The following is a 20,757-nucleotide window of genomic DNA, read 5'->3' on the forward strand; positions in this document are numbered from 1 at the left end:
ACGAGAAGAAGGAATGGCAGTGCAGATTGATGCAGTCCCCCGTTTCGGGCAGGATAACGAGGCCCTGATGGGTCAACGCGGCCAATTCCTCGAGCGCCGTCCACCGCTCGGCAATGTCAAAATCGTTCAATTGCCCTTCCAGTGTCTCACGCATGATGACGCCCCTCGCAGAATGCTCCGCTTTTGCTGACACCCATTCTATACTCTTCGAGAGGCCGAGGTGAAACGCACCAGCGCCCGCTGCGCCCCTCGATTCGCCCGCAACCCACAGATTTCCCTGGTTGAAATCGATTGAACGGGCTGCATTGCGCGCAAGTAACACCGGAACAGCGCCGGCAATGCGAGAAGACGCGAGGGACTTCCGCACAGACCTGCCCACGGCGGACCCCGCCGCGTCCTGGATAAAGCAAGAGGGGGCCCTAGTCTCTCCCCTCTGTTCCCACGCCTGTCAAGCCTGACAAATACTCATATCCCGAAGAAACCACGTCATGGCAGGCGCGCTAAAAGACCGGCGGCCAAGTTGCCTTGGCCACCGGTCCACGTCTTTCCAACACCCCGCCTCAGCCGACCCGCGCTACTGGACCCCGCGCGGGGGGCAGTCCTCACGTCGTGCCCAGTACCGGACTCCCCGAGTTCGCGTCTCCGCCAACTTCAAACCGAATCACCCCAGAGGCGTCCGTGAAAAAGCCCCGGCCACCAGTCACGCCGTATGACGTCGCGTTTGCATTCGCGGTAAAATTCGACGTGTCACCGCCCATCACGAAGTTGTACCCGCTTTTCGGCGTCGACCAATCGCCATCCAGATATGGCGGAACCGCGGTCGTAAGTTCGTCGAACGTGGGCGTATACACGAAATTCGCGCCATGATACGCCGTCTCCGCGCCGAGTATCGTCCGAAGGTTGCCCACTGCGGCCGCCTCGTTCGATTGCATGCGCGAACGCAGCAGATTCGGGATTGCGATCGCCGCAATGATTGCGATTATCGCCACCACAATCATCAGTTCAATCAGAGTAAAGCCTCTTTTGCTTCCGTATGTGCTCATATCGAAATCTCCCATGTTGTGACACCCTAAAGAACCTGCAAGCGCCCCGCTGTGGGGAACCCGCCGCTTCCATTCTCAACTGTCAGTATTGCCAAGGCAACAACTGTGCCAAGATTCCCGGAACTTCGTAAGTTATTATGGCATAATGACTTATACGAATATGAATACTGCGATTATTTCGCGGGGGGCTCCTCCTTCCACAACAAGCCGCGTCGCCTTGTGACATTTTTTGTCACTCTTGACACAGTTCCGGCATAGCCGGACTTCAAAATACCAGGACTTCCACTCGCTTGCGATGGTCGCCGCTCGGATGGAAGATCAGCAGGTCCTCTGCCTCGTTCTGGTTCAAGTCGGCCGTACGCACCACGCCAAAACTGGGGACAGAGAACGCATGCCACGGTTGCCGGGAAATGAAGTGTTCTTTGCTCCCAGTGTAGACGGCCAATTCCCCGCGCTGCGTCGCCAGCAGCAGGTCCAGTCGGCCATCGCCGTTCAGGTCGGCCAACGTGTGCGCGACCTGTTCCCGGCCTTCGGGCGCGTCAATGGTCAGCCCATCCTGGAGGTCCGGGTTCTCCGGAAAGCCGCCGTCACGATAGAGATACACGTCCGCTTCCACACGAACCTTGCCGCGGAGCACAAAGTTCATGATATTGCGCACGCCGAACGGCACGCGCACGAAGATCATGTCCAGGTAATCGTCCCCATCTACATCGGCAAGCACTCCGTTGGCAAACGAGCCCTGCGCGTGGAATGCCGCCGTCGGCGTCTCCGGATATTCACATAAGCCCGTGGCCACGTACACCTGGGTCAGCACCTCGAGATTTACCGTCCCGCGTGTCTGCGTCACCATGATGTCCGGCCAGTCGTCGCGGTTGATGTCAGCCATTCTCACGCTGGCATCCCACTTCTCTTCCAGCTTCACGGGGATTCGGAACCGTTTGCGCTCCGCCCAGCGCTCGCCAGAGGCAAAATCCGCGTACTCATCGCTGAGAAAGGCCAGTCCTTTCTGGCTGGACCCGGCCACCTGGAACGTATGAGAAGCCGGAAACCGGTGAGACACCGAAATGCCGCCGCCAGAGGACACGTTGCTCGTGACGTCGCAGCCTACTTCGGCGATCACGGCGCTGCCGCGGCGCACTTCCATGCCCAAAGGCGCGGGCAGCAGCCATTCATCAAGCCCGTCACCGTCCAGGTCCAACGATACATTGCGCAGAAAACCCGGTTCCTTGCAGCGGCTGGGCATGAGCGACCGAAACGAGAGTTGTTCCCTTTGCGTGAATGCCGCAGCCCCGTATTCATAGGTCATTGCGCCGAAGGCGTTCAGCGCGGCCAGTTCCACGGGAGCGCGGCCGTCCGTCTCGGTTAGCATCACCGCGCCGGTTTCCGGCGCCAGCGAAAGCAGGCTGGAGGGCGCCGGCGGGTACGTCCCATCTTCCTGCGCCAGATACACGGCGACGCCCTTCCGCAGCGGGTCGCTCTTTTCATCGCAGAAGACGGCGAGAATATCGCCCAGCCCGTCCTGATTGAGGTCGGCCCCGGCCAAATCGCACACGTTTTCCGGGGCTTCCAGCGTGAAATTCACCGGGGCAAGGAATACGATAAGCGGGACACAGGCCATCAACGCCATTGCATGGTCTCCTGTGCAGCGCGAACCTTCCACGGAGCACGCAAGAAGCCCGGCGAATGCCCCACAATACAAGTGGAGATATTTTCCGCCATCCTTAGAAGAGCCGGTGAATCTTTTGTTGGAGGAGACGGGCGCGTTCGAGGGTCGCGCTCACTTGAGAGGCTATCGTGTCATCCTTGGTCGCCTCGGCCTGCCGCAATGCTACCTGCAACGCCTCGCAGATCCGGTCCATCTGCGCCGTCATCAGGCCCGATATCTCCTGCGGCGTAGGCATGCGCTTTTTCAACATGACCTGAGTTTCGAGCGATCCGGCATCGCGCGCATCTTCCGCATCCTCGTCCTCGGGCGGGTCGAGGATTCGCACCTGCTCGTGACCGCGCAGGAAGTCCAGCAAGTCTCGGTCCGTCAAACGGGCGCAATCCGCTTCCCGCCTGCAGTACACGACAAGCTCGCTGATGGGAACCAGCGGGTTTGCGGCCTCCTCGAGATATCTAAGGCAGCGTCTTTCCACGGCTTCCAAATTCACATTACCACTCCGTGCGGCGCCTTGCTTGCCTTTGGGGTATGGGATAATGCTAATGTCCGTCACTCCTCTAGTAAATTGACCTCGCGCATCGTCCAGGTGCGGGGGTCGATGCGCACGGTCTTGATTTCGTGCGGCGCAAAAGTCAGTTCATATTCTCTTTGGAAATACGGAAGATGAAGCGTGGTGTGGGCTGGCCGGCCTGATGTCTCGTACCCCCGGATTATCAGGTCCTCGCCCGACTCGCTCTGCTTCACCACGGACAAGAGCACGTTGTCGGCCTCCGTGCCGATCAGTTGCGCGCTGGTGCGGCGCGTGCCGGGATGGCTCGATTCGAGGTGTGACATGAGCGGGACATTCAATTCCCACGCCTGCTTCACCACGCGCGCATCTTGCCAGGGACCCACGTGCGGGATCAGGCGGAGCCGCGCATCGTGCCACCCCTGGTCCATTACCGGCAGCGAGGCTTCCGCGTCCAGGCGCACGGGGTCGTGGTGCGCGTAAACCGGACTGCGCAACAGAGTCACTCGCAACGTTCTTTCCATGACGTCAAAACCATACTGGCCGTCGTTGACCACGGCGAGGCCATATGGCAGTCCATCGATTCGCCCCGTCAGGTCAAACCATTGCCGGCCTGGCTCCTCATCGCCGCGCGTGTCCCGCTCTTCGTGCCCGTACGAGGAATCGTACGTAGCCGTACCGCCGTCGATGCGCGATTCAAAAGCCAGTTTCAGCACGCAGTGGGCTTCCTGCCAGTTTACGCGAAGGAAGCAGTCGATGACCGGCAGGTCCCGGTATAGCGTCACCTCCTGGACCGCCGTCGAGGCGCGCCAATGCGAAACGGCCTGAACCGTCGCCAGCACGTCACCGTGTTCGACCAAACGCAGTTGCGCGTGGCCGAACCGGCCTGCCTCCACCCGGTAGCCCGTCACGTCGTGACTCCAGGTGTCCGATCCGTCGACAAGCGCCACCGGCACGCCGCCCTTGTCGAGCACCTCGATTCGGCGCTCCTTATCAAACAAGCGGGCCATGTGGCCGCTCTCGTCGTCGAATTCAACGCGCCACCAGTCGTTCTCCAGGAAGTTGCGCGCCGCATCAAGGCGTTTGATCAGTTTCCGGATTTCGCCGCCCCCCCGCGCATGATAAACGCGATAGCCGGTCGCGGGCACTTGCGCCGTGAAAACAAAGCGGCAATCCCCGGGCCGCTCATGGCGGACACGTTGCAGGGATACGGGCTGTTCCGCATCGTCCACAAGATGAATCGGGGCGTCCAGGCCCCGGGCACAGACGCCGGACACCGATACGGGTTGCGTAACCGGCCAGGTCAGGGGATTGATCACAACAATCGTGTTGCCTTCGGCCGAAGTGTCGATATCCCGCGCGATAGACTGGATCGCGTCGTTGACAATCACATGCGCCCGATGACGCGCCGCGCCAAGTTGATCGCGGGTGTCTTCATAACTTGATTCCAGACAGGTTCCGGCGAGGATATCGTGGAATTGATTATAGAGCAGGTCTTTCCACGCCTTCTCAAACTGGTCATGCGGATAAGCCCGCGCATTCAAGAGCCACGCCGCAGTCGCGAAACGCTCCGCCGTCATCAGCGCATGCTCCACATGGCGGTGCAGCCGTTTGAGCCATGCGTGGGCGCTGTAACATCCCCGGGCATGATGCTGCAGGTCCCGCGAAATCGTCGGAAACCACTCCGGGCCGTGCGCGTCCATGAGCGCCTCGAAATAGCGCTCAGTCGTAGAGAAGACCACCTTGGGACCGGTTTCGCCCGATTGCGCATCGAGAATGGCGCGGATCGCCTGCCGGGTTGGCCCGCCACCATGATTGCCCACCCCATAGAAACCCGGCACGTGTTTCTGGCCCGCATTCAGGTGGCGGTGCCGGGGGAGCGCCGTCAGCAGTTGCGCCACGTCCGTAGCGCTATAACAGATTGGGATATGGCTTGCCAGAACCCTGGACCCGTCCTTCGACTGCCACCAAAACGTCGTGCCGTCCGGATATTCCATTTCGCAATCGGGCGCGGGCCGCATGAACATGTAGTAATCAATGCCCAGCTTCTTCAGAATCTGCGGCAACGACCCCGTGTGGCCGAAGCTGTCGGGATTGAATCCGACGCGGACGCGCCTGCCAAACGCCTTCTCGAAGTAGCGCTGCGAGTATAATCCGTGCCGGACAAAGGACTCGCCGCAGGGAATGTTGCAGTCCGGCTCCACCCAGAAGCCCCCTACAATCTCCCACCGTCCTTCGCGAATGCGGCCGCGCATCTCCTCGAAGAGTTCCGGCTCCGTGTTCTGAAACCATTGGTAGAAACATGCGCTCGATGCCGAAAAAGTGAACTGCGGGGTCTCACGCATGCGCTCGAGCGCACTGCGGAACGTAGCCCGTACCTCCCCACAGCCCTCGGTCCACCGCCACAACCACGTCGGGTCGATATGGCCATGACCGATCATATGTATCGTCATGTCAGATTGCGCACTCATAGCTTACATGTACGCGTCATCTCGTGGCGCGCCTTCACGCCTCTCTTCTTGTCCCCGCGCTGCGCATAGTATAACGCCGAAATGACTGTTGCTCAAGGCGATACACGTTCCGTTCCTGGCGCCGGCGCGACGGTTCCAGTCTATTGCAGCGCAGGTAGCGCTATAGCCTGCCCACGGCGCTGGGCCAGTTGTTCGCCCGGCGAATAGGCGCCATAGAATGAGGCGTTCCCGTCAAGCCATAGATAAAGGCGGCGGCGCTCCTCTTGCGACAGGGCAACCTTGCCGGCGTGGTTGGAATCCTCCAGTATCCCAAACAGGGCGCTCGCGTCCGCGGGCATCTGCCCGGGCACGGTTGTTATCCGGCTGATGCTTTTGTCGCCCCATTCATACCAGCGCACATAGGGTTCCAGCGCGCGATACGACACATTGAACGGGCCGAGGCGGGTATGCGCAAACACCGGCTTCGCCCCGCGACCTCCGGCTTCACCGGCTCCGTGGCAACCACTGCAATGACGGTCCAGAATCGGCTGCACCAGCCGGACATAGCTCCACGGCATAGTCCCGTCGGGCCCGGGCGTGATCGGTGAGGGGGGCCGGCGCATGGCCATGGGGATGTGGTCCCGGGGCGCCTCGCCGACGGTTTCGTGGCATCCCACGCACGCGCGCCGCTCACCCGGCTGCACATAGGCTACGCTGCGCATGCCTTGCACGGCCCTGCCGGCGGCGTCCACCGCCTGAAACGCGAGCGGTTTGCCCGCGGGCGCCCGGAAATAGGCGGAACCGTCTTCATCGACAGGCACGGTGCCAAGCAACATCCGGGCGGATTCCGCATTCGCAAAGCCCAGCCGGGGCTTGTTCGCCACGTGGCTTTCGCTCTTCGGCAGAATCTGGAAAACGCGCAGCGACACAATGGGACGCCCCTCCGGCATCGGAAAATGGCTTGCACCGATATCGGAGACCAGAAATTCGCCCATATCGCCCAGTTGCGCATCCCGCGTGCTCGTGACGGCGGATGGCATGGCGCGCGGCTCCAGCGGTATGGGATACATGGCCGAAATACCCGGGTTCCGGTAGAGCAATTCGAGGTTGCCGAACCGGTCCAGCAGGTACAGGCCCGTCTCAGTGTCTTCTTTCACGTCCGGGCCCATTCCCGGCAGCGGATCAAAGCTGAACGCGACGAGGAAAAAGTCCTCGGAAAGCGGCCAAGGACTGTGATAATAGCTGCCCGGCCAACCAGGCGCTTCCGCAAAGCAGACCTCCGGCGTAATCTGCTCAATGGCGGCGAAGGAGTCCTCGCCCGTGTCCCGGTCGAGCGCCAAGCGATCCGGGTCGAGCAAAACCAGCGAGCCGCCCACGTTTGCATGGTGCGCGCCCGCCAAGAACGCAATCTTTCGCGAACCCGGCACCGGATGGGCCTGGTAGCAGGCGTTGATCCGCTCCGTGTAGTTGCCGAACAGGGCGCGCGTTCCCGTTCCATCTGGGTTCGTGACCCACAGCCCGTGGTAGTTCGCGGCGGACCGGTCCACGTAGTCCCAGCGCGTATAGACGATACGCCCGTCCCACAGCACATTCGGATGCCACTCGCTGGTCTCATGAAAGGACAACGTCCGCACGTTTCCGCCGTCCGCGTCCATCCGGTGCAGCGTGTGCGCGGGCAGCGGCTCCCAGGGATTATTGCAGCGCGTGAACCCGCCCCGGCGCGTCGACATGAACGCGACCCCGCCGTCGGGCAAGGGACACGGATCGAAATCGTCGTTGGGGCCGTCCGTCAATCGCCGCAAAGCCCCACCGCCGGCATCCATTGCATAAATGTGAAAACACCGGCGTTCCCTCGAGTAGAAGCCCGGTTTGCCACTTTCCGCACGGGCCGCAAACGCAAAATATAACTCCTCACCGTCATACGACAGCGCCAGCGTCGCATAATTGCCGCGGGGCAGGCGCGCCCCGATGAGGTCCTCTCGCTCCGCGGAACGTCCCGGCGCGGGAAGCACGTAGACCCCGCCGCCGGCGATGTCCCCATAGTCATAGTAATAACCCAGATATTCGTGGAGCATCTGGCAAATAAACCGGCGGCGTTCCATGAACGCGAGCGGATTGCCCGCAAAGAGGGGATTCTTTAGCGCCGCCTCGCGCACGGCCCGGCGCAGAGTGCGATACACGTCCCTGCGTTCCGCCGCGGACAGCGCATCGAATCCTGCGGCAACCCGCCTGCATTGCGCGGTCACGGCGGCCTCTTCCGACAGGTCCGGCGCACCCGGCATGGCGCGCAGGGCCTCAATCAGGCGGTCTCCGCGGTCAAGCAGTCCCAAGAGGGCTTCCAAGTCTTCCGGTGATCGCCCCAAACGCGCTTCCTGGCGTTGCCAATCCAACTCGACCGCGACATCGTAGGCGGAATCGCCCAAGGCCGGCCCAGACATCATCACAGACAAGACAACCGTCAGGGACATCCGTTGAGACATACGCGCCGCGATGCACATGCGCTGCAACTCCATGGAACTGGCGCCTATCTTAGGAGATTTGGCACAACGCAGGCAAAACGTCCTTCGGCTTGCCGCGAGCAAGGTCAAGAATTACGGAAACAGGAAAGCCGCCAGCGCCGCCGCCTCGCCGAAGTCGGGCACAAGGATGTCCGCGCCCGCGCGCAGCAGCCGCTCCCGCTTCTTCTCGTTCCAGCCATGGCCTCTCACTTCGTCCGAGGCCACGCCCAGCGCGATACCCCCGTATTCCTTCACGTTGCGCAATTCGACGGGACCGTCGCCAATGGCCAACACCTCTGGCCCGCTCAAGCCATGTTGTGCGATGAGTTCGCGGATGATCTTTTCCTTCGAGCTTTCCTCATAGGTTCTCAGGGCGCCCCAAATCTCAACGAAATACTGGTCGACCTGCACCACGTGCGCTTCGTTCCGCACGTCGTCACGGTCCGTGCCGCTGAACACGTACAACGTCACGCCCTGCTTTTTCAGCAATTCAAGGAAGTCAACCGCGCCGCGAACGCGTATTTGGTCCAGCGTCAATTCGCCGCGCTGCAGCCGGGCAATCCGCTCGCGTACCGGCGCCATCAGCCGGTCGTTATAGATTTGCTTGTAGCCGTGGGCATCCAGGATTCTCTCTCCCGGCACGAGCCCGTGCGCCCGCACCATCTCGACGAGCCGTTCCATCTGCAGGATGGTATTGATCCCGGTGGTCTCTTCGATCATTTCGTTGACTTCATGTTCGATCTCCGGCGTGATCGGCGTGTCACCGCAGATCATTTCCGTGCAGACCGGCCCCATGATTCGTTGCCAGCCCTCGCGCAGCAGGCTGATGGTTCCGTCAAAATCAAACAGGACGTGCTTGATCCGCCCCGGGGCCGCGTCATTCACAATCTCGATCTGCGTGCCGGACAAATACCGGCGTGTTTCTCCTGCATCCATGAACAAGCTGCTCCTCGCTGTGTGTTTCTTTCGCTTCGGTCCCAAGCCCCGCGCAATCGGCAGTCCCCCGGGGCCTCACTGCTTCGCCCCCGCGCCCGTTCTCGCGCAAGCCATCACGCAGGCTCCGTTGCCGCGCGGCTATTCGACCATGAACTCCACCAGGCAATGGACCGGAATGCCGCGCAGGGCGTCGCGGCCCCGCAACAACGGCAACTCCACGACAAAAGCCGCCTCGGCCACGTCCGCGCCCAGTCGCGACACGAGCCGCGCCACCGCCGCCATCGTGCCGCCCGTAGCCAGGAGGTCGTCCACCAGGAGCACCCGGTCGCCGGCACCTATTGCGTCCACGTGAATCTCCACCGTATCCGAACCGTACTCCAATTCGAAGGTCTCCGCGAGCGTCGCGGCCGGAAGCTTGCCCCTCTTGCGCGCGGGCACAAACGGCACGTCCATTGCATACGCCAGCGCGGCGCCAAAGATAAACCCCCGCGCCTCCGCGCCGACAATCTTCGTAATGCCATAATCCGCATAGCGCGTCTTCCACCCATCGACGACCGCCCGGAATGCGGCGGGTTCCAGCAGCAACGTCGTAATATCCTTGAACTGTATGCCTGCTTTCGGAAAATCGGGCACATTGCGGATCAGCGCCGCCAAATCCATGTGAATATACTCCTGTCGCCGCGGGTTTCTTCGAAGAGTGGAACGCGCCTATTGTGGAGGCTTGCGGCTCTGAAATGCAAGGCGCGGCACCGTGCCGGCAACCGGCTCCGGACGCTGTGACGACGCATTGCACGGGACGGAAGGGATCTTCATAATGAGCGCGTGGCGTTGGCCTTCGCTGCGCGGCAGGCGCGCATGCGTATTGGCGGCGGTCTCAGCACGGAGCACAAACCATCTGATGTCCAACGAGCCAAAATCGGATTCCAGCGGTCTGGAACGTCTCTTCGAGGCCTTCCTCTGGAAAGGGCGCATCGTCATTCTGCTTGCCGTGGGCGGTCTGCTCGTAGGCGCGCTCATCGTGTTTCTCGTCGGCGTGCTCGAAACGGTCTCCTTGGCCGTCCATGCCGCGCAGTCCGTAAGCACCTACGGGTTTGATCAGGACCCCAAGTTCTACAACGAGGTGCTCGTTAACGTCATTACTCTTGTAGACATTCTCCTCGTCGGGATCGCTCTGCTTATCTTTGGCCTCGGCACCTATGACCTCTTCATCTCCCGCCTGGAACCCGCCCAGAAACAGCGGGACATCCGGCACGACTGGTTCGTGTTCGATTCCCTGGATGCACTCAAGGACAAGCTGGGCAAGGTCGTCATTGTCATTCTCATCATCACGTTCCTGAAATCCGTGGTGAACATCGAGTTCAGGGAACCGATCGACCTCGTCTGGCTCGGCGCGGGTATCTGCCTCGTCGCGTTGTCGTTGCGATTCCACACGGAAAAGAAGGGGCTGGCAGATAAAGGCCCGGGGCATGGGAACACCCTGGATGATGTCTGATCAGGGCGTACCGGAGGTGCGCGGGCTTGGCGTGTCGTTTGGCGGTTGCCAGGATTCCGGGATGCGCGCCACGCACACGTTCAGGTTGCCCAGCCGGTGCGAAGCGAACACGACAGCCCTGCCGCTGCGGTCCCAGCCTACATGGGGATGGTCGCCCTCGCCATAGGTGCGGTGGTCCCGCGTCAACAGACGCGGGCGCGTCGTGGCGGCTTCGAACAGCACGATATCCCCGTGCCAGTTGTCGGCGGCAATCCACCGGCCGTCATCACTGCCCGCTGCGTGCCACCAATTGACCCTCGACAGTTCCTCCGGCTCCGCGCCCTCCCACCAGGCGCCCGCGCCCACGACGCGCACCACGCCCGTGTCCAGGTCCAACAGCTTTACATGGGAATCTTCATACGGATACGGGTGAATGCCGCCAAGAAACAAAATGTCGTCGTTCACCCACCAGGACTCATGCGTCACCAGTTCGCCCGGCCAGGCCTTGTACACGTTCCGGGGGATACCCTCTCGCACATCGACGACCCAGAGGCGCTGTTCCTTGCCCGCATAACTGACCAGATTCGGGTCCGTGCGGCTGCACTGCACGTGCCAGGCATGCCCCGTCGAATCCACGATGTCACACACCTTGCGCACCGCGCCCGTCGCGGTCTCAATCACATATACGCCTTCGACGCTGCCCGGTTCGGCTTCTTTCATGCCCACGGACAAAAAAGTCCCGTCCGCGTTTTCGTTCAGAGAAGAATGGAGTTCTCCCTCCGGCAAAGCGCCAATGACCCGCTCGACGGCCTGGACCGCCGATGGACGCGCGGCGGTGTCTTGCGACACGCTGATACGCAGGCGCAGTTCCAGCACATCCCGGCCCCGGACCGCGAAAACGCCTGGGAAATCCCGCGCCGCCGTTACCGCGCCCAAGGCGCCCCGCTCCGTATCCAGGCGCACGAGTTCGCCCGTCGCCGTGAGGTAGCCCATGTGTCCCCCCTCGCCTTCGCGCGACGACAGGAAGATGATCATGGATTCGTCGGACAACCAAGACCGTTCATGAAAGTACAGGTTGACGTCGCGCGCGGGGTTCGTCGTGAGATAGACCAGTTCCGCGCCGGTAGCGGCGTCCTTTTCCAGGCGGTGCTCTGCAGGCAGCACCGTGAGGGCGTACGATTCCTGCGCGTCAGCAGCAACGGTCAGGGATACCATGGCGCATCCGACAGTCAGACCAAACGTGAAAATGCGCATGGCACTCCAGCCTCCCGCGGGACGCAATCGTTCATTCCCTGTCGAAAGACGTCCCGGAAACCGCTCAATCCGTGTGGCGTTCCAGGGCGCGCTTCCAGCGCTGGTCGGTCCACTCCTGGACGGCGCCGATGGTGCCGTCATCCGCGGAACGGAAGCGGCCCTGGAGTTCCAGAAACTCGCGGACGGGCTTGAGCGCGCCCTGTTTGGCAAGCGCCTTGCTTCGGCTGGTGAGCCGGAATACGCCTTCCTCGATTTCGTAGAGGAGAAACACGCCCGTTTCGACGGCGAGCCGGCCCAGTTCGACCGTGTCCTTGGGCGCGAATTGCCAACCCGAGGGGCACGGGGCGTTCATGTGCATGTAACGCGTGCCGTGTATGCCTTTGGCCTTCTTGACCTTGTCGTAGAGGTCGCCGGGATAGGACGGGCTTGCGGTGGCTACATAGGGAACGCTGTGCGCTTCCATGATGGCGGGAACATCCTTTGGAAACTCGCACTTGCCAATGGAGGGCGAAGTCGTGGTCTTCGCGCCGAGGGGCGTCGATCCGGAGCGCTGCGTGCCGGTGTTCATATAGCCTTCGTTGTCGTAACAAATGTAGAGGATATTTGCGTTGCGCTCCGCCGCGCCGCTGAGCGCCTGGATGCCGATATCCGCCGTGCCGCCGTCGCCCGCCATGGCAACCACGGTCGTGCTCTCCCGGCCCAGGGCTTTCAGGCCCGCCGCGACACCCGAAGCGCTTGCGGCAGTGCTCGGAAATGCGCAATTCATGATGGGCACGGTCACGGACGACGTGGGATACATGCCGCCCAGCACGGTAAGGCAGCTTGCCGGCACCACGAAGATACAGTCCCCGCCCAGCGCCTTTGTGATGTGCCGGAACGCGATACCGAGGCCGCAGCCCGCGCAGGCACGATTGCCGGGCAACATGAATTCGGTTTCTGGCAGGGTCAACGCGGTTGTCGCCATGATATCTCCCGTGGCATGGGTGTCTCGCCCATGCGCTCCTGTGCAAGGGCAGGATGCCCGTGCCACGTCTGTGCGTTTCCGCACGGGCAGGATGCCCGTGTTACAACTGCAAATTTACCCAGCCGGTCGGCTTGCGCCCGTTTCCGGCGTCCATCCGCATGAGGCTCTCGCGTACCGCCGCGACCAGTTCACGCGCCTTGACGTCGCGCCCGCCCAGCCCAGCGATATAACCATGTACCGCGGGCACGGCATCGCGCCCGTGCAACGCTGCTTTCAAGTCGCAGCAGATTGGCCCCTCGTAGCCATAGCTCAGGCTCTTGTCGAATACAACAACCATGTCCGCCCCGGCCACCGCTTCCGCCACCGCCTCATCCGGGAAGGGACGGTACGACCGCAGTCCGAGTACTCCCGCCTTGACGCCCGACTCGCGCAGCGCGTCCACCGCGGCAGTCGCCTCGCTGGCAAGGCTGCCCGCGGCCATCAGCAGCACCTCCGCATCCTCGCGCCGGTAGTCCCAGTATAGACCGCCCCAGGACCGCCCAAAGGCCTGGCCAAAGGCATTGTCGACCGCCACGATGGTGTCGAGCGCGTCACGCAAGGCCGCGTGGTGCAGGTGGCGCAGTTCCATGTAGCCGTGGCACAGCGCGCCATCGGCGTTCGGGCGCGGGTCGGCCAGCGTGACCGGGTTGATGTTGCGCGGATGCGCCGGGTCAAGCACCGTATGCGGCTGATACGGCGGCAGAAACGCGTCCACCGCTTCCTGCGTGGGCACGGCGACCGGCATGACCGTATGCGACAGGATATAGCCGTCGTAGCAGACCATGACCGGCAGATGCGCGGTCTCCGCAATCTTGTACGCCTGAATGAACGTGTCGAGGATTTCCTGGTTGTTGCGGCAGAATATCTGGACCCAGCCGGCATCGCGCATGGACATGGAGTCCTGCTGGTCGTTCAGCACGTTCCAGGGCGCCGCCAGCGCGCGATTGACGCAACCCATCACTACCGGCAGCCGCGATCCGGCCACCCAGTGAATCTGCTCGCACATGTAGGCAAGCCCGTTCGCGCTCGTCGCCGTAAACACGCGCGCCCCGGTCATGACCGCGCCGATCAGCACCGACATGGCGCTGTGTTCGCTTTCGACGGCAATGAATTCTGCATCGAGCACGCCGCTGTCAACGTATTTCGCCAAGTATTCCACCACGGCGGACTGCGGCGTTATCGGGTACGCCGCGATCACCTGCACGCGGCAGAGGCGCGCCGCCTCCGCGGCGGCCTTATTACCCGTGATGACCTGTACATCGAGGTTGCGGGTCATCGTACTCGCTCCTTGTATTTCCCGTGGCATGGGAGTCTCGCGATGCGCTTGCGCGGGCTGGGTGCCCACGCCACACTTATTCTTTTTCGTGCTCGTGCTCCGGTTCGAGCGTGATCGCGCCCGCGGGGCATACCTCAACGCAAATACCGCAACCTTTGCAGTACGTCATATTCACGCCGGGAGGCACCGTGCGCGTAATGACGGCGTCGGGACAGAACATCCAGCATTGCATGCAGGCAAGCTTGCCGCGCTGCACCGCCAGGCATTTCGAAGGGTCGAGGACAGGCCGCGCCGTGCGCCAGTCGCCCGTTTCGCCGGCCTCGCCCACCTTGGGCCAGGACATTGCCAGTTCCTGGTCGCAATCGCGCGTGCCTGGCTTCACGGGCTCGGCGGGAATATCCTCTTTGCGTTTCGCTTCCATCACATCCTCGTGCGTTCGTAGGTGAGCTTGGCGGCTTCAAAGTTCTTCGCCGCGGCCTTGGCTGAAAACGCGTTACGAATGGCTTTCTCCAAGTCGTCCAATCCGATGAGGCCGGTCGCGCGCGCCACCGCGCCCAACATGGCCGTGTTCACCATGGGCGCACCGCCCACGATAAGGCCAAGCTCCTGCGCCGCGCCCGAGGCGTCGGCCGCAGCCACCAGAAAACCGCCCGGCACCGGCAACTGGTCCGGTGCTCGTTTGCTGTTGACGATGACTCGTCCCCCCGGATTCATGCCGGCCGTCGCGCGCGCCGTAACCAGAAGACTATCCTCCAGCACGACGATAATGTCCGGATGTTCCACCTGGGAGAAAATGCGCAACGGTTCCGCAGACAGCCGCGTAGATGCGGTTACGGGAGCGCCGCGCCGTTCCGCCCCGAAAGAAGGCGCCGAAGTGACGCCCTTGAAACCCGCGTGGTAGGCCGCTTCCGCCAGGATGTTCGCCGACGTAATGGCCCCTTGACCACCCCGCCCGTGCCAGCGTATCTCGCAGAACCGGGCGTCAACCACCGGCGGGAAATCGCCGCCCTGCATGCCGTTCTTGGACAATTACTGTATCCTTTTGATATAAAAAGACTTACAACTTAGCGAGTTCGCCGCCGGTCCGGGTCCTGCAACTGGCGTATTCTATCATGCGGCCACATTCCTTACAATGACCCGGGAGCGGAGTGGCGGCTAAAACCGTCCGTTCAGGCCGAGCGGCACATCGCGGAAGATCTGTTCCGGCATCCGAGCCACCGTATCGGGAACGATGGGCTTGAATTCCATGCGCTCGAGGATGTCCCGCTGGATGTCGGCGCCAGGCGCAACTTCCAGGAGCAAGAGGCCTTCCGGCACCAGCTTGAACACGCAACGCTCCGTGATATAAAGCACCTCGCGGCGGTCTTCGCACGCCATGCGCCCGCTGAACGTGATTTGCTGCACGGCATTCACGAACTTCGCTACTTCCCCGTGTTTCTCGATAACGAGCCGTCCATCCTGGATGCTCGTCTTGCCGCCGCCCGCGTCGAACTCGCCGCAGATCAGGCACTTCTTCGAGGCTTGCGTAATGTTCAGGAAACCGCCGCAGCCGATGACTTTCGCGCCCAGCCGACTGACGTTCACGTTGCCTTCCTTGTCCACCTCCGCCATGCCCACGCACGTAGCGTCGAGGCCGCCGCCGTCGTAAAAGTCGAACATGGCCGCCTGAGAGATAAAGGCCTGGGGATTCTTCGCGGGCCCGAAGTTCTTCCCACCCTGCGGCACCCCTCCGATCACCCCGATTTCCGTCGTGAGTGTAATCTGGTCGAGCAACCGCTCTTCCGCGGCCACCTGCGCGACTTCCATGGGCACGCCGATGCCCAGGTTCACCACCATACCGGGCCGCAGTTCCATCGTCGCGCGGCGGCAGATGACCTTCTCCAGATTGAGCGGCATCGGCGCCAGTTCCTTCGCCACGTCCGCGCGCGCCACACCCGTGTACGAGTCGTCACGCTGCACAAAAAGGGTATGCGGATGCGCCTCGGGCGACTGGGCGACCACAACATAATCCACAAAAATGCCCGGAACGACCACTTCCTGCGGCCGCGCCGGCCGGTCGCTCACACGGGCCACCTGCGCAATGACAATACCGCCGTCGTTCCGCGCGGCCAGGGCGCCCTCGAAAATCTCCATGCGCAGCGCTTCGTCTTCGCACGTCAGATTGCCGTTCGGGTCGGCGCTCGTTGCGCGGATCACGGCCGCGTCGATGTGCATCGGCTTGTACCAGAGCATCTCGCGCCCGCCAATCTCAATGACTTCCACAAGGTCTTCGCAGGCGCGCGTGCGCTCGTTCGCCTTGCCCCCTTCAATCCGCGGGTCGACAAACGTGTGCAGGCCCACGCGCGTAATCAGGCCCGGGCGCTTCGCCGCCAGTTCCCGGTACCACTGACACATCGTGCCCTGCGGCCAGATGTAGGTCTCGCACGCGTTCATCGCCACCATCTTCATTACCGCGTGGTTCAAGCCGAGGTGCGCGGCAATGATGCGCCTGACCATCCCCGGCACCGCGAAGTGGTTCATCCCTTGCGGCTCCGCGCTGAACGGGCCAAGCCCTGCCGCCCAGAGCATCGTAAGCCCCTTCGGCGACCCCGTTAACTCGAAGGCGCGCCGAAACGCAGGATAGACCTCCTCGGAGGGCATGGGGACAATCAGGACGGTTGACCCGTCGCCTATCCGGCTTACCGCTTCATCGGCGCTAACCACTTTGGACACGGCATAATCCTCCCTTAATCGCTCGTCACTTCCTCATTCCGGCCCCCCCTGCGGCGCGTATAGTGACAGAACTTTTCGAGTTTTACAAGTTAGACGGGGTTTTTCCGCCGGAAACGACTGGAGATGAGCCGTCCTCCCCGCCGACGACAGATTTCGCCGCGAAATGTGCTTTAATTCCGGTCATTCTTGAGGAACAACGACGCTGGAAACGTAATTGCTGAACAAGGGCCCACCGGAGGTGCGGTACAGTATCTGCCCCGTGAAGTGCGCCGGACCCTGCGCACTGGTGGGCGACTGAACTTCGTAGCGCACCACGACCGGAAACGGAGGCGTCATGAACCAAATCGCCTGCAGGTTGGTCGTTCCAGGTTCCATGAGAACAAGATGCGGTGGCGCCGTTGTGCCCTCAACAATACCCAGGTAAGTCCAGTCTGCCGGGAGCGTCTCCACGACGGCAAGCGCCGTCACCGGTTCATTTCCCGTAAAGGCCAATGCCAATTCGACCAGCAGGGGCATACCCGACGTGTAGGTTGGCCCGTTGGGAAAATTCCGTCCCAACACCATGACGTCCGAGCCGGGCAGCGGTGCATCGCCTTCTCCTTCACCCTCTCCTTCACCCCCTTCCTCTCCCTCTCCTTCACCCTCTCCCTCGCCCTCGCCCTCACCCTCTCCGCCATCCGGGGATATGGGCAAAAGCGTTCCGGATAGAACCTCGCTTTGCATCAATTCTCCGCCGACGTCGTAGAGCACCACGCCGGACAACGTGACGGGCCCGTCTTCTTCTTGAGACGCCGCCAGCGTATAGCGAAAAACCTGTGGTGTCGCCGCGGCCTCGAGCCAATAAAGCTCAAAACGGCCACACTCGACGCGGTCCAGCACGGTCGAAGGCATCGTATCTTCGCCGCATTCGACGTCCAGAAACGTCCAGCCCGCGGGAATGCTGCCAACATACGTCGTTCCGGCGGAGGCGCCGCCCAATACGTCCATTTCGATTTCGACGCGTACACTGCCTCCAGGACTGTAATACCCGCCTGCGGGAAAACCCATGCTGACTTCCATGCCGCCTTGGCTCACCTCAAATGGGTCCCCTTCGCAGCCGTCTTCAGAGGAGACCACCAAGCGGGTATCGCGCTCGCCGGCCAGGACATCGCCGGTGGTGCTATAGAGCGCCAGACCAGGCAACAGTTTCGCGCCCGCGGCATCGAGCGGTACGGCAAGCCGGTAGCGCAGCACCAGGGGCATAGGCAGCGCATCGAGCCAGTAGAATTCGACCCGTCCGCTATCACTCAAGTCCAACACCACGCTGGGCGGCTGCGATGTGCCTTCCTCTATGCCCGCGAAAATCCAGCCTTCCGGTACGCTCTCGACGCGCCCCACGGCCTGAAGAGGCGCATCGCCCGTATAGTCGAGGCATACTTCCACCGGAAAGCGGCCGCCCGGCGTGTAGTACGGCCCCTCCGGAAGACTTCTCGTGCAGCGCATCTCGGGAACCGTCTTGGCTGCATGACCCTTCGCGGGAGCGGGTTCCCGCCTCCCCACGTTCTCAAGCGGTGGAGCGACCGCGAGGTCGCCCTGCGCGATGTCCATACCCGCGGCGTTGACCACGGCCAAGGCGACGCGGTACGCGCCCGGCGTGTCGAACGTGCACACGGGGTCACGCGCAAAGCTGTGCTGTTCGAACCCAAAACTCCAGATATAGGCGAGAACGGGCGAGGCGCCCGGGTCTGAGGTGTTCTTGAATACAACGTCAAGCGGCGCGGGACCCGCGCTCGGGCAGGCCTCGAACCGGGCCGTGGGCAATACCCGCCCGGGACAACCCGTCAGCAGCGCCGCAAGAATGACCACAGAGCCGAGACTTGCGGCCACTCCGTAAATCCCCCGTGACCGGCAAGGCCGCATGACTTCCCCTCCTCGAAACCGGTTACCCGGCCACGCGCACGTTTTTCACGTCCCTACATTACACCCGTAGCCCAAAAGAGGTCAATCCCCTCATCGCTCGCACAGGTTCGCGCCTGGCCGTGCATTCGAGGACTTCAGGACAGCTTGTGAGCTCAGATGCCGCTGCCGGCGATGTGAATGCCGCACTCCTTGTCGTTCTTCTCGAGGTAGTTGAACCAGCGCCAACGCCCGGCGCGCTTGTCTTCGTGCGGCAGGGTCGGGGTGGTGCAGATGACACAACCGATGCTGGTATAGCCCTTATCGTAGAGCGCGTTCTTCGGAACCCGGCGCTCCGCGATATAGGCGTCGATGCGCGCCTGGTCCCAGTCGACCACCGGCGCAATCTTGACGACCTTGCGCCCGTTGCGGTCCACAAGCTGTGCGCGCGGCGTGTTGACCCGGATCTCGGACTGGTCGCGTCGCAACCCGGTGAACCACACGTCGAGCGTTTCGAGCGCGCGCTGGTTCGGTTCGACTTTGCGCACGTTGCAGCAGAACTCCTGCTTGGCCTTGGAATCGAAGAAGAGAAACTCGCCGTGCTGCGCGGTCATCTTCCGGAGCCGTTCCGGGTCGGGTGTGAACCGCTCTATCTCTATGCCATACCGCTTCTCGACGGCGGCCATGACCGCATGGGTCTCTTCGGGCAACCGCAGCGTATCGACCGTGATCACGCGCATCCCCGGCGCAAACCGGCACATCAGGTCAATCATGACACAACCGGTGTCCTGGAAACTCGTGATAATGCCCGCGCGGCCGCCGTGGGCTTCCAGCGCCCAAGCGAACAATTCCTCCGGGCCCATCGCGTTCAACTGAGCTATCGTCTCTTCGCACACTGCCACTGCCATGTTATGCTTCCACCTCGACGCCCAGCCGTCTCTGTATCTCTTCCGTCTCAAGCCGGTGCGCCCAGTCGCCGAACCGTTCGCCGTCCTCGCGTCCGTCCTTCCAAAGGTCGAACAGGCGGACCAGCGTCGGCACGATGTCCTCAAACTTGATCGTTGGAATCAGCGTCTGGTTCAGACGAGTCCCGTTAAAGTCACCGCCGACATTCAGGATGTACCGTTCTGGTCCCTTGCCGATCAGACCGATCTCGCAAGTGCTTGAACGCGCGCAACCGTTCGGACAGCCCGTCATGCGTATGCTGACATCCAGGTCTCCGTAACCCGCCGCTTCCAGCCCCTGCATGATGGCGGGCAACGCCCGTTCCGCCTCGGATTGCGCCAGGCCGCACAGCGGCAAGGCCGGGCAGGCCATTTCCTGACGCCGGATCGCCCCGACGCCGCGGTCCGTGGGGATGGCGTATTCGTCCAGGAGCGCCTGCACGCCCGCCACATCGGCATCCGCCACGTTCGCCAGGACCAGGTTGTGGTGCGGCGTGACGCGCACGCTGCACCGGAACCGCTCGACGACCGCGCGCAGGCCGCTCCGAAACTGGCGCCCGTCCGCAAAGTCGCGAATGCGGCCGTTCTCGACCCATACGCCGACGTAGTTGAGCCCGGGCTGGGCCTGCTGATGCCAACCCAGGTAGTCCGGCTGCGCGTTGGGCACAATGCCGCGGGGCGGTTCAAAACCGCGGCGCGCGTAGACCTCGACCAGCTTGACGAAGGCGTCCAGGCCCATGCGGTCGACCGTGTACTTGAGTCGCGCCTGCTTGCGGTCGGTGCGCTCGCCGTAGTCTCGCTGAATCTTGATGATTGCCTCGCAGATCGGTATCACGTCTTCATACCGCACGAAAGCGACCGGAGAACCAAGCCGCGGATAGGTGCTGCGTTTCGCGTGTGAGTAGCCCATGCCGCCGCCCGCCAGAATCTCGTACCCGACGATGCGTCCGGCCTCGGTCGCCCCGATCACGCCCACGTCGTTCGTATACACGTCGACGCTGTTGTCGAAATCCGTTGCAAGGCCTATCTTGAACTTGCGCGGCAGGTATAGCGTGCCGTAGAGCGGGTCTGCGGCAGGCTCTTCCGGCGCCGGCTCCCGGAACGTGACCGTGCCGTCGGCATTC

General features: G+C 62.4%; 17 protein-coding genes. 1 reads left to right on the plus strand and 16 read right to left on the minus strand.

Annotated features, from left to right (window positions below):
- Positions 1-602: 602 nt before the first annotated feature.
- From KA184_16480 to KA184_16510, 7 genes are all read right to left on the minus strand, one after another.
- Complete coding sequence (locus tag KA184_16480) at positions 603-1,043, minus strand: prepilin-type N-terminal cleavage/methylation domain-containing protein (protein MBP8131176.1); 441 nt, start codon at positions 1,041-1,043, stop codon at positions 603-605.
- 265 nt (positions 1,044-1,308) lie between these two features.
- Entirely contained in the window at positions 1,309-2,670 is a 1,362-nt protein-coding gene (locus tag KA184_16485) for a VCBS repeat-containing protein (GenBank protein ID MBP8131177.1), read from the minus strand.
- A 94-nt stretch (positions 2,671-2,764) separates the two neighbouring features.
- Positions 2,765-3,196 carry a hypothetical protein gene (locus KA184_16490; GenBank protein MBP8131178.1) on the minus strand — a complete coding sequence of 144 codons (432 nt, stop codon included), beginning with the start codon at positions 3,194-3,196 and terminating at the stop codon, positions 2,765-2,767.
- A gap of 59 nt (positions 3,197-3,255) precedes the next feature.
- On the minus strand, positions 3,256-5,667 hold the full coding sequence (locus KA184_16495) for an alpha-mannosidase (GenBank protein MBP8131179.1): 2,412 nt from the start codon (positions 5,665-5,667) through the stop codon (positions 3,256-3,258).
- 158 nt (positions 5,668-5,825) lie between these two features.
- Positions 5,826-8,177: a hypothetical protein gene (locus tag KA184_16500; protein ID MBP8131180.1), complete on the minus strand. Its 2,352-nt coding sequence runs from the start codon at positions 8,175-8,177 to the stop codon at positions 5,826-5,828.
- A gap of 78 nt (positions 8,178-8,255) precedes the next feature.
- Entirely contained in the window at positions 8,256-9,098 is an 843-nt protein-coding gene (locus tag KA184_16505) for an HAD family hydrolase (protein ID MBP8131181.1), read from the minus strand.
- A gap of 138 nt (positions 9,099-9,236) precedes the next feature.
- Positions 9,237-9,758 (minus strand): adenine phosphoribosyltransferase, encoded by a 522-nt coding sequence (locus tag KA184_16510; GenBank protein MBP8131182.1) that lies wholly within the window; start codon positions 9,756-9,758, stop codon positions 9,237-9,239.
- A gap of 238 nt (positions 9,759-9,996) precedes the next feature.
- On the opposite strand from KA184_16510, the gene KA184_16515 reads away from it, so the two are divergent.
- Positions 9,997-10,590, plus strand: a complete 594-nt coding sequence (locus tag KA184_16515) for a YqhA family protein (protein ID MBP8131183.1) — start codon at positions 9,997-9,999, stop codon at positions 10,588-10,590.
- Here KA184_16515 and KA184_16520 read toward each other — a convergent pair whose 3' ends face one another.
- The 9 genes from KA184_16520 to KA184_16560 form a co-directional block, all read right to left on the minus strand.
- Complete coding sequence (locus tag KA184_16520) at positions 10,591-11,823, minus strand: hypothetical protein (protein ID MBP8131184.1); 1,233 nt, start codon at positions 11,821-11,823, stop codon at positions 10,591-10,593.
- A gap of 64 nt (positions 11,824-11,887) precedes the next feature.
- Positions 11,888-12,787 carry a pyruvate synthase subunit beta gene (locus KA184_16525; GenBank protein ID MBP8131185.1) on the minus strand — a complete coding sequence of 300 codons (900 nt, stop codon included), beginning with the start codon at positions 12,785-12,787 and terminating at the stop codon, positions 11,888-11,890.
- Between the two features lie 100 nt (positions 12,788-12,887).
- A complete protein-coding gene (locus tag KA184_16530; GenBank protein MBP8131186.1) occupies positions 12,888-14,102 on the minus strand; it encodes a pyruvate ferredoxin oxidoreductase in 1,215 nt (404 codons plus the stop codon).
- 76 nt (positions 14,103-14,178) lie between these two features.
- Positions 14,179-14,523 carry a 4Fe-4S binding protein gene (locus KA184_16535; GenBank protein ID MBP8131187.1) on the minus strand — a complete coding sequence of 115 codons (345 nt, stop codon included), beginning with the start codon at positions 14,521-14,523 and terminating at the stop codon, positions 14,179-14,181.
- Positions 14,523-15,116: a 2-oxoacid:acceptor oxidoreductase family protein gene (locus KA184_16540; protein MBP8131188.1), complete on the minus strand. Its 594-nt coding sequence runs from the start codon at positions 15,114-15,116 to the stop codon at positions 14,523-14,525. Before KA184_16540 ends, KA184_16535 begins: the two co-directional genes overlap by 1 nt.
- Positions 15,117-15,257: 141 nt before the next feature.
- Positions 15,258-16,814, minus strand: coding sequence for an acyl CoA:acetate/3-ketoacid CoA transferase (locus tag KA184_16545; GenBank protein ID MBP8131189.1), 1,557 nt, complete (start codon positions 16,812-16,814; stop codon positions 15,258-15,260).
- A gap of 180 nt (positions 16,815-16,994) precedes the next feature.
- Positions 16,995-18,713 carry a PKD domain-containing protein gene (locus KA184_16550; GenBank protein MBP8131190.1) on the minus strand — a complete coding sequence of 573 codons (1,719 nt, stop codon included), beginning with the start codon at positions 18,711-18,713 and terminating at the stop codon, positions 16,995-16,997.
- 152 nt (positions 18,714-18,865) lie between these two features.
- Entirely contained in the window at positions 18,866-19,597 is a 732-nt protein-coding gene (locus KA184_16555) for a phosphoadenylyl-sulfate reductase (GenBank protein ID MBP8131191.1), read from the minus strand.
- Position 19,598: 1 nt separating this feature from the next.
- Positions 19,599-20,757, minus strand: a 1,159-nt coding sequence (locus tag KA184_16560) for an NADPH-dependent assimilatory sulfite reductase hemoprotein subunit (protein ID MBP8131192.1), incomplete at its 5' end; no start/stop codon positions are given.

The organism is Candidatus Hydrogenedentota bacterium (assembly GCA_018005585.1).
In the GTDB taxonomy this organism is placed as follows: domain Bacteria; phylum Hydrogenedentota; class Hydrogenedentia; order Hydrogenedentales; family JAGMZX01; genus JAGMZX01.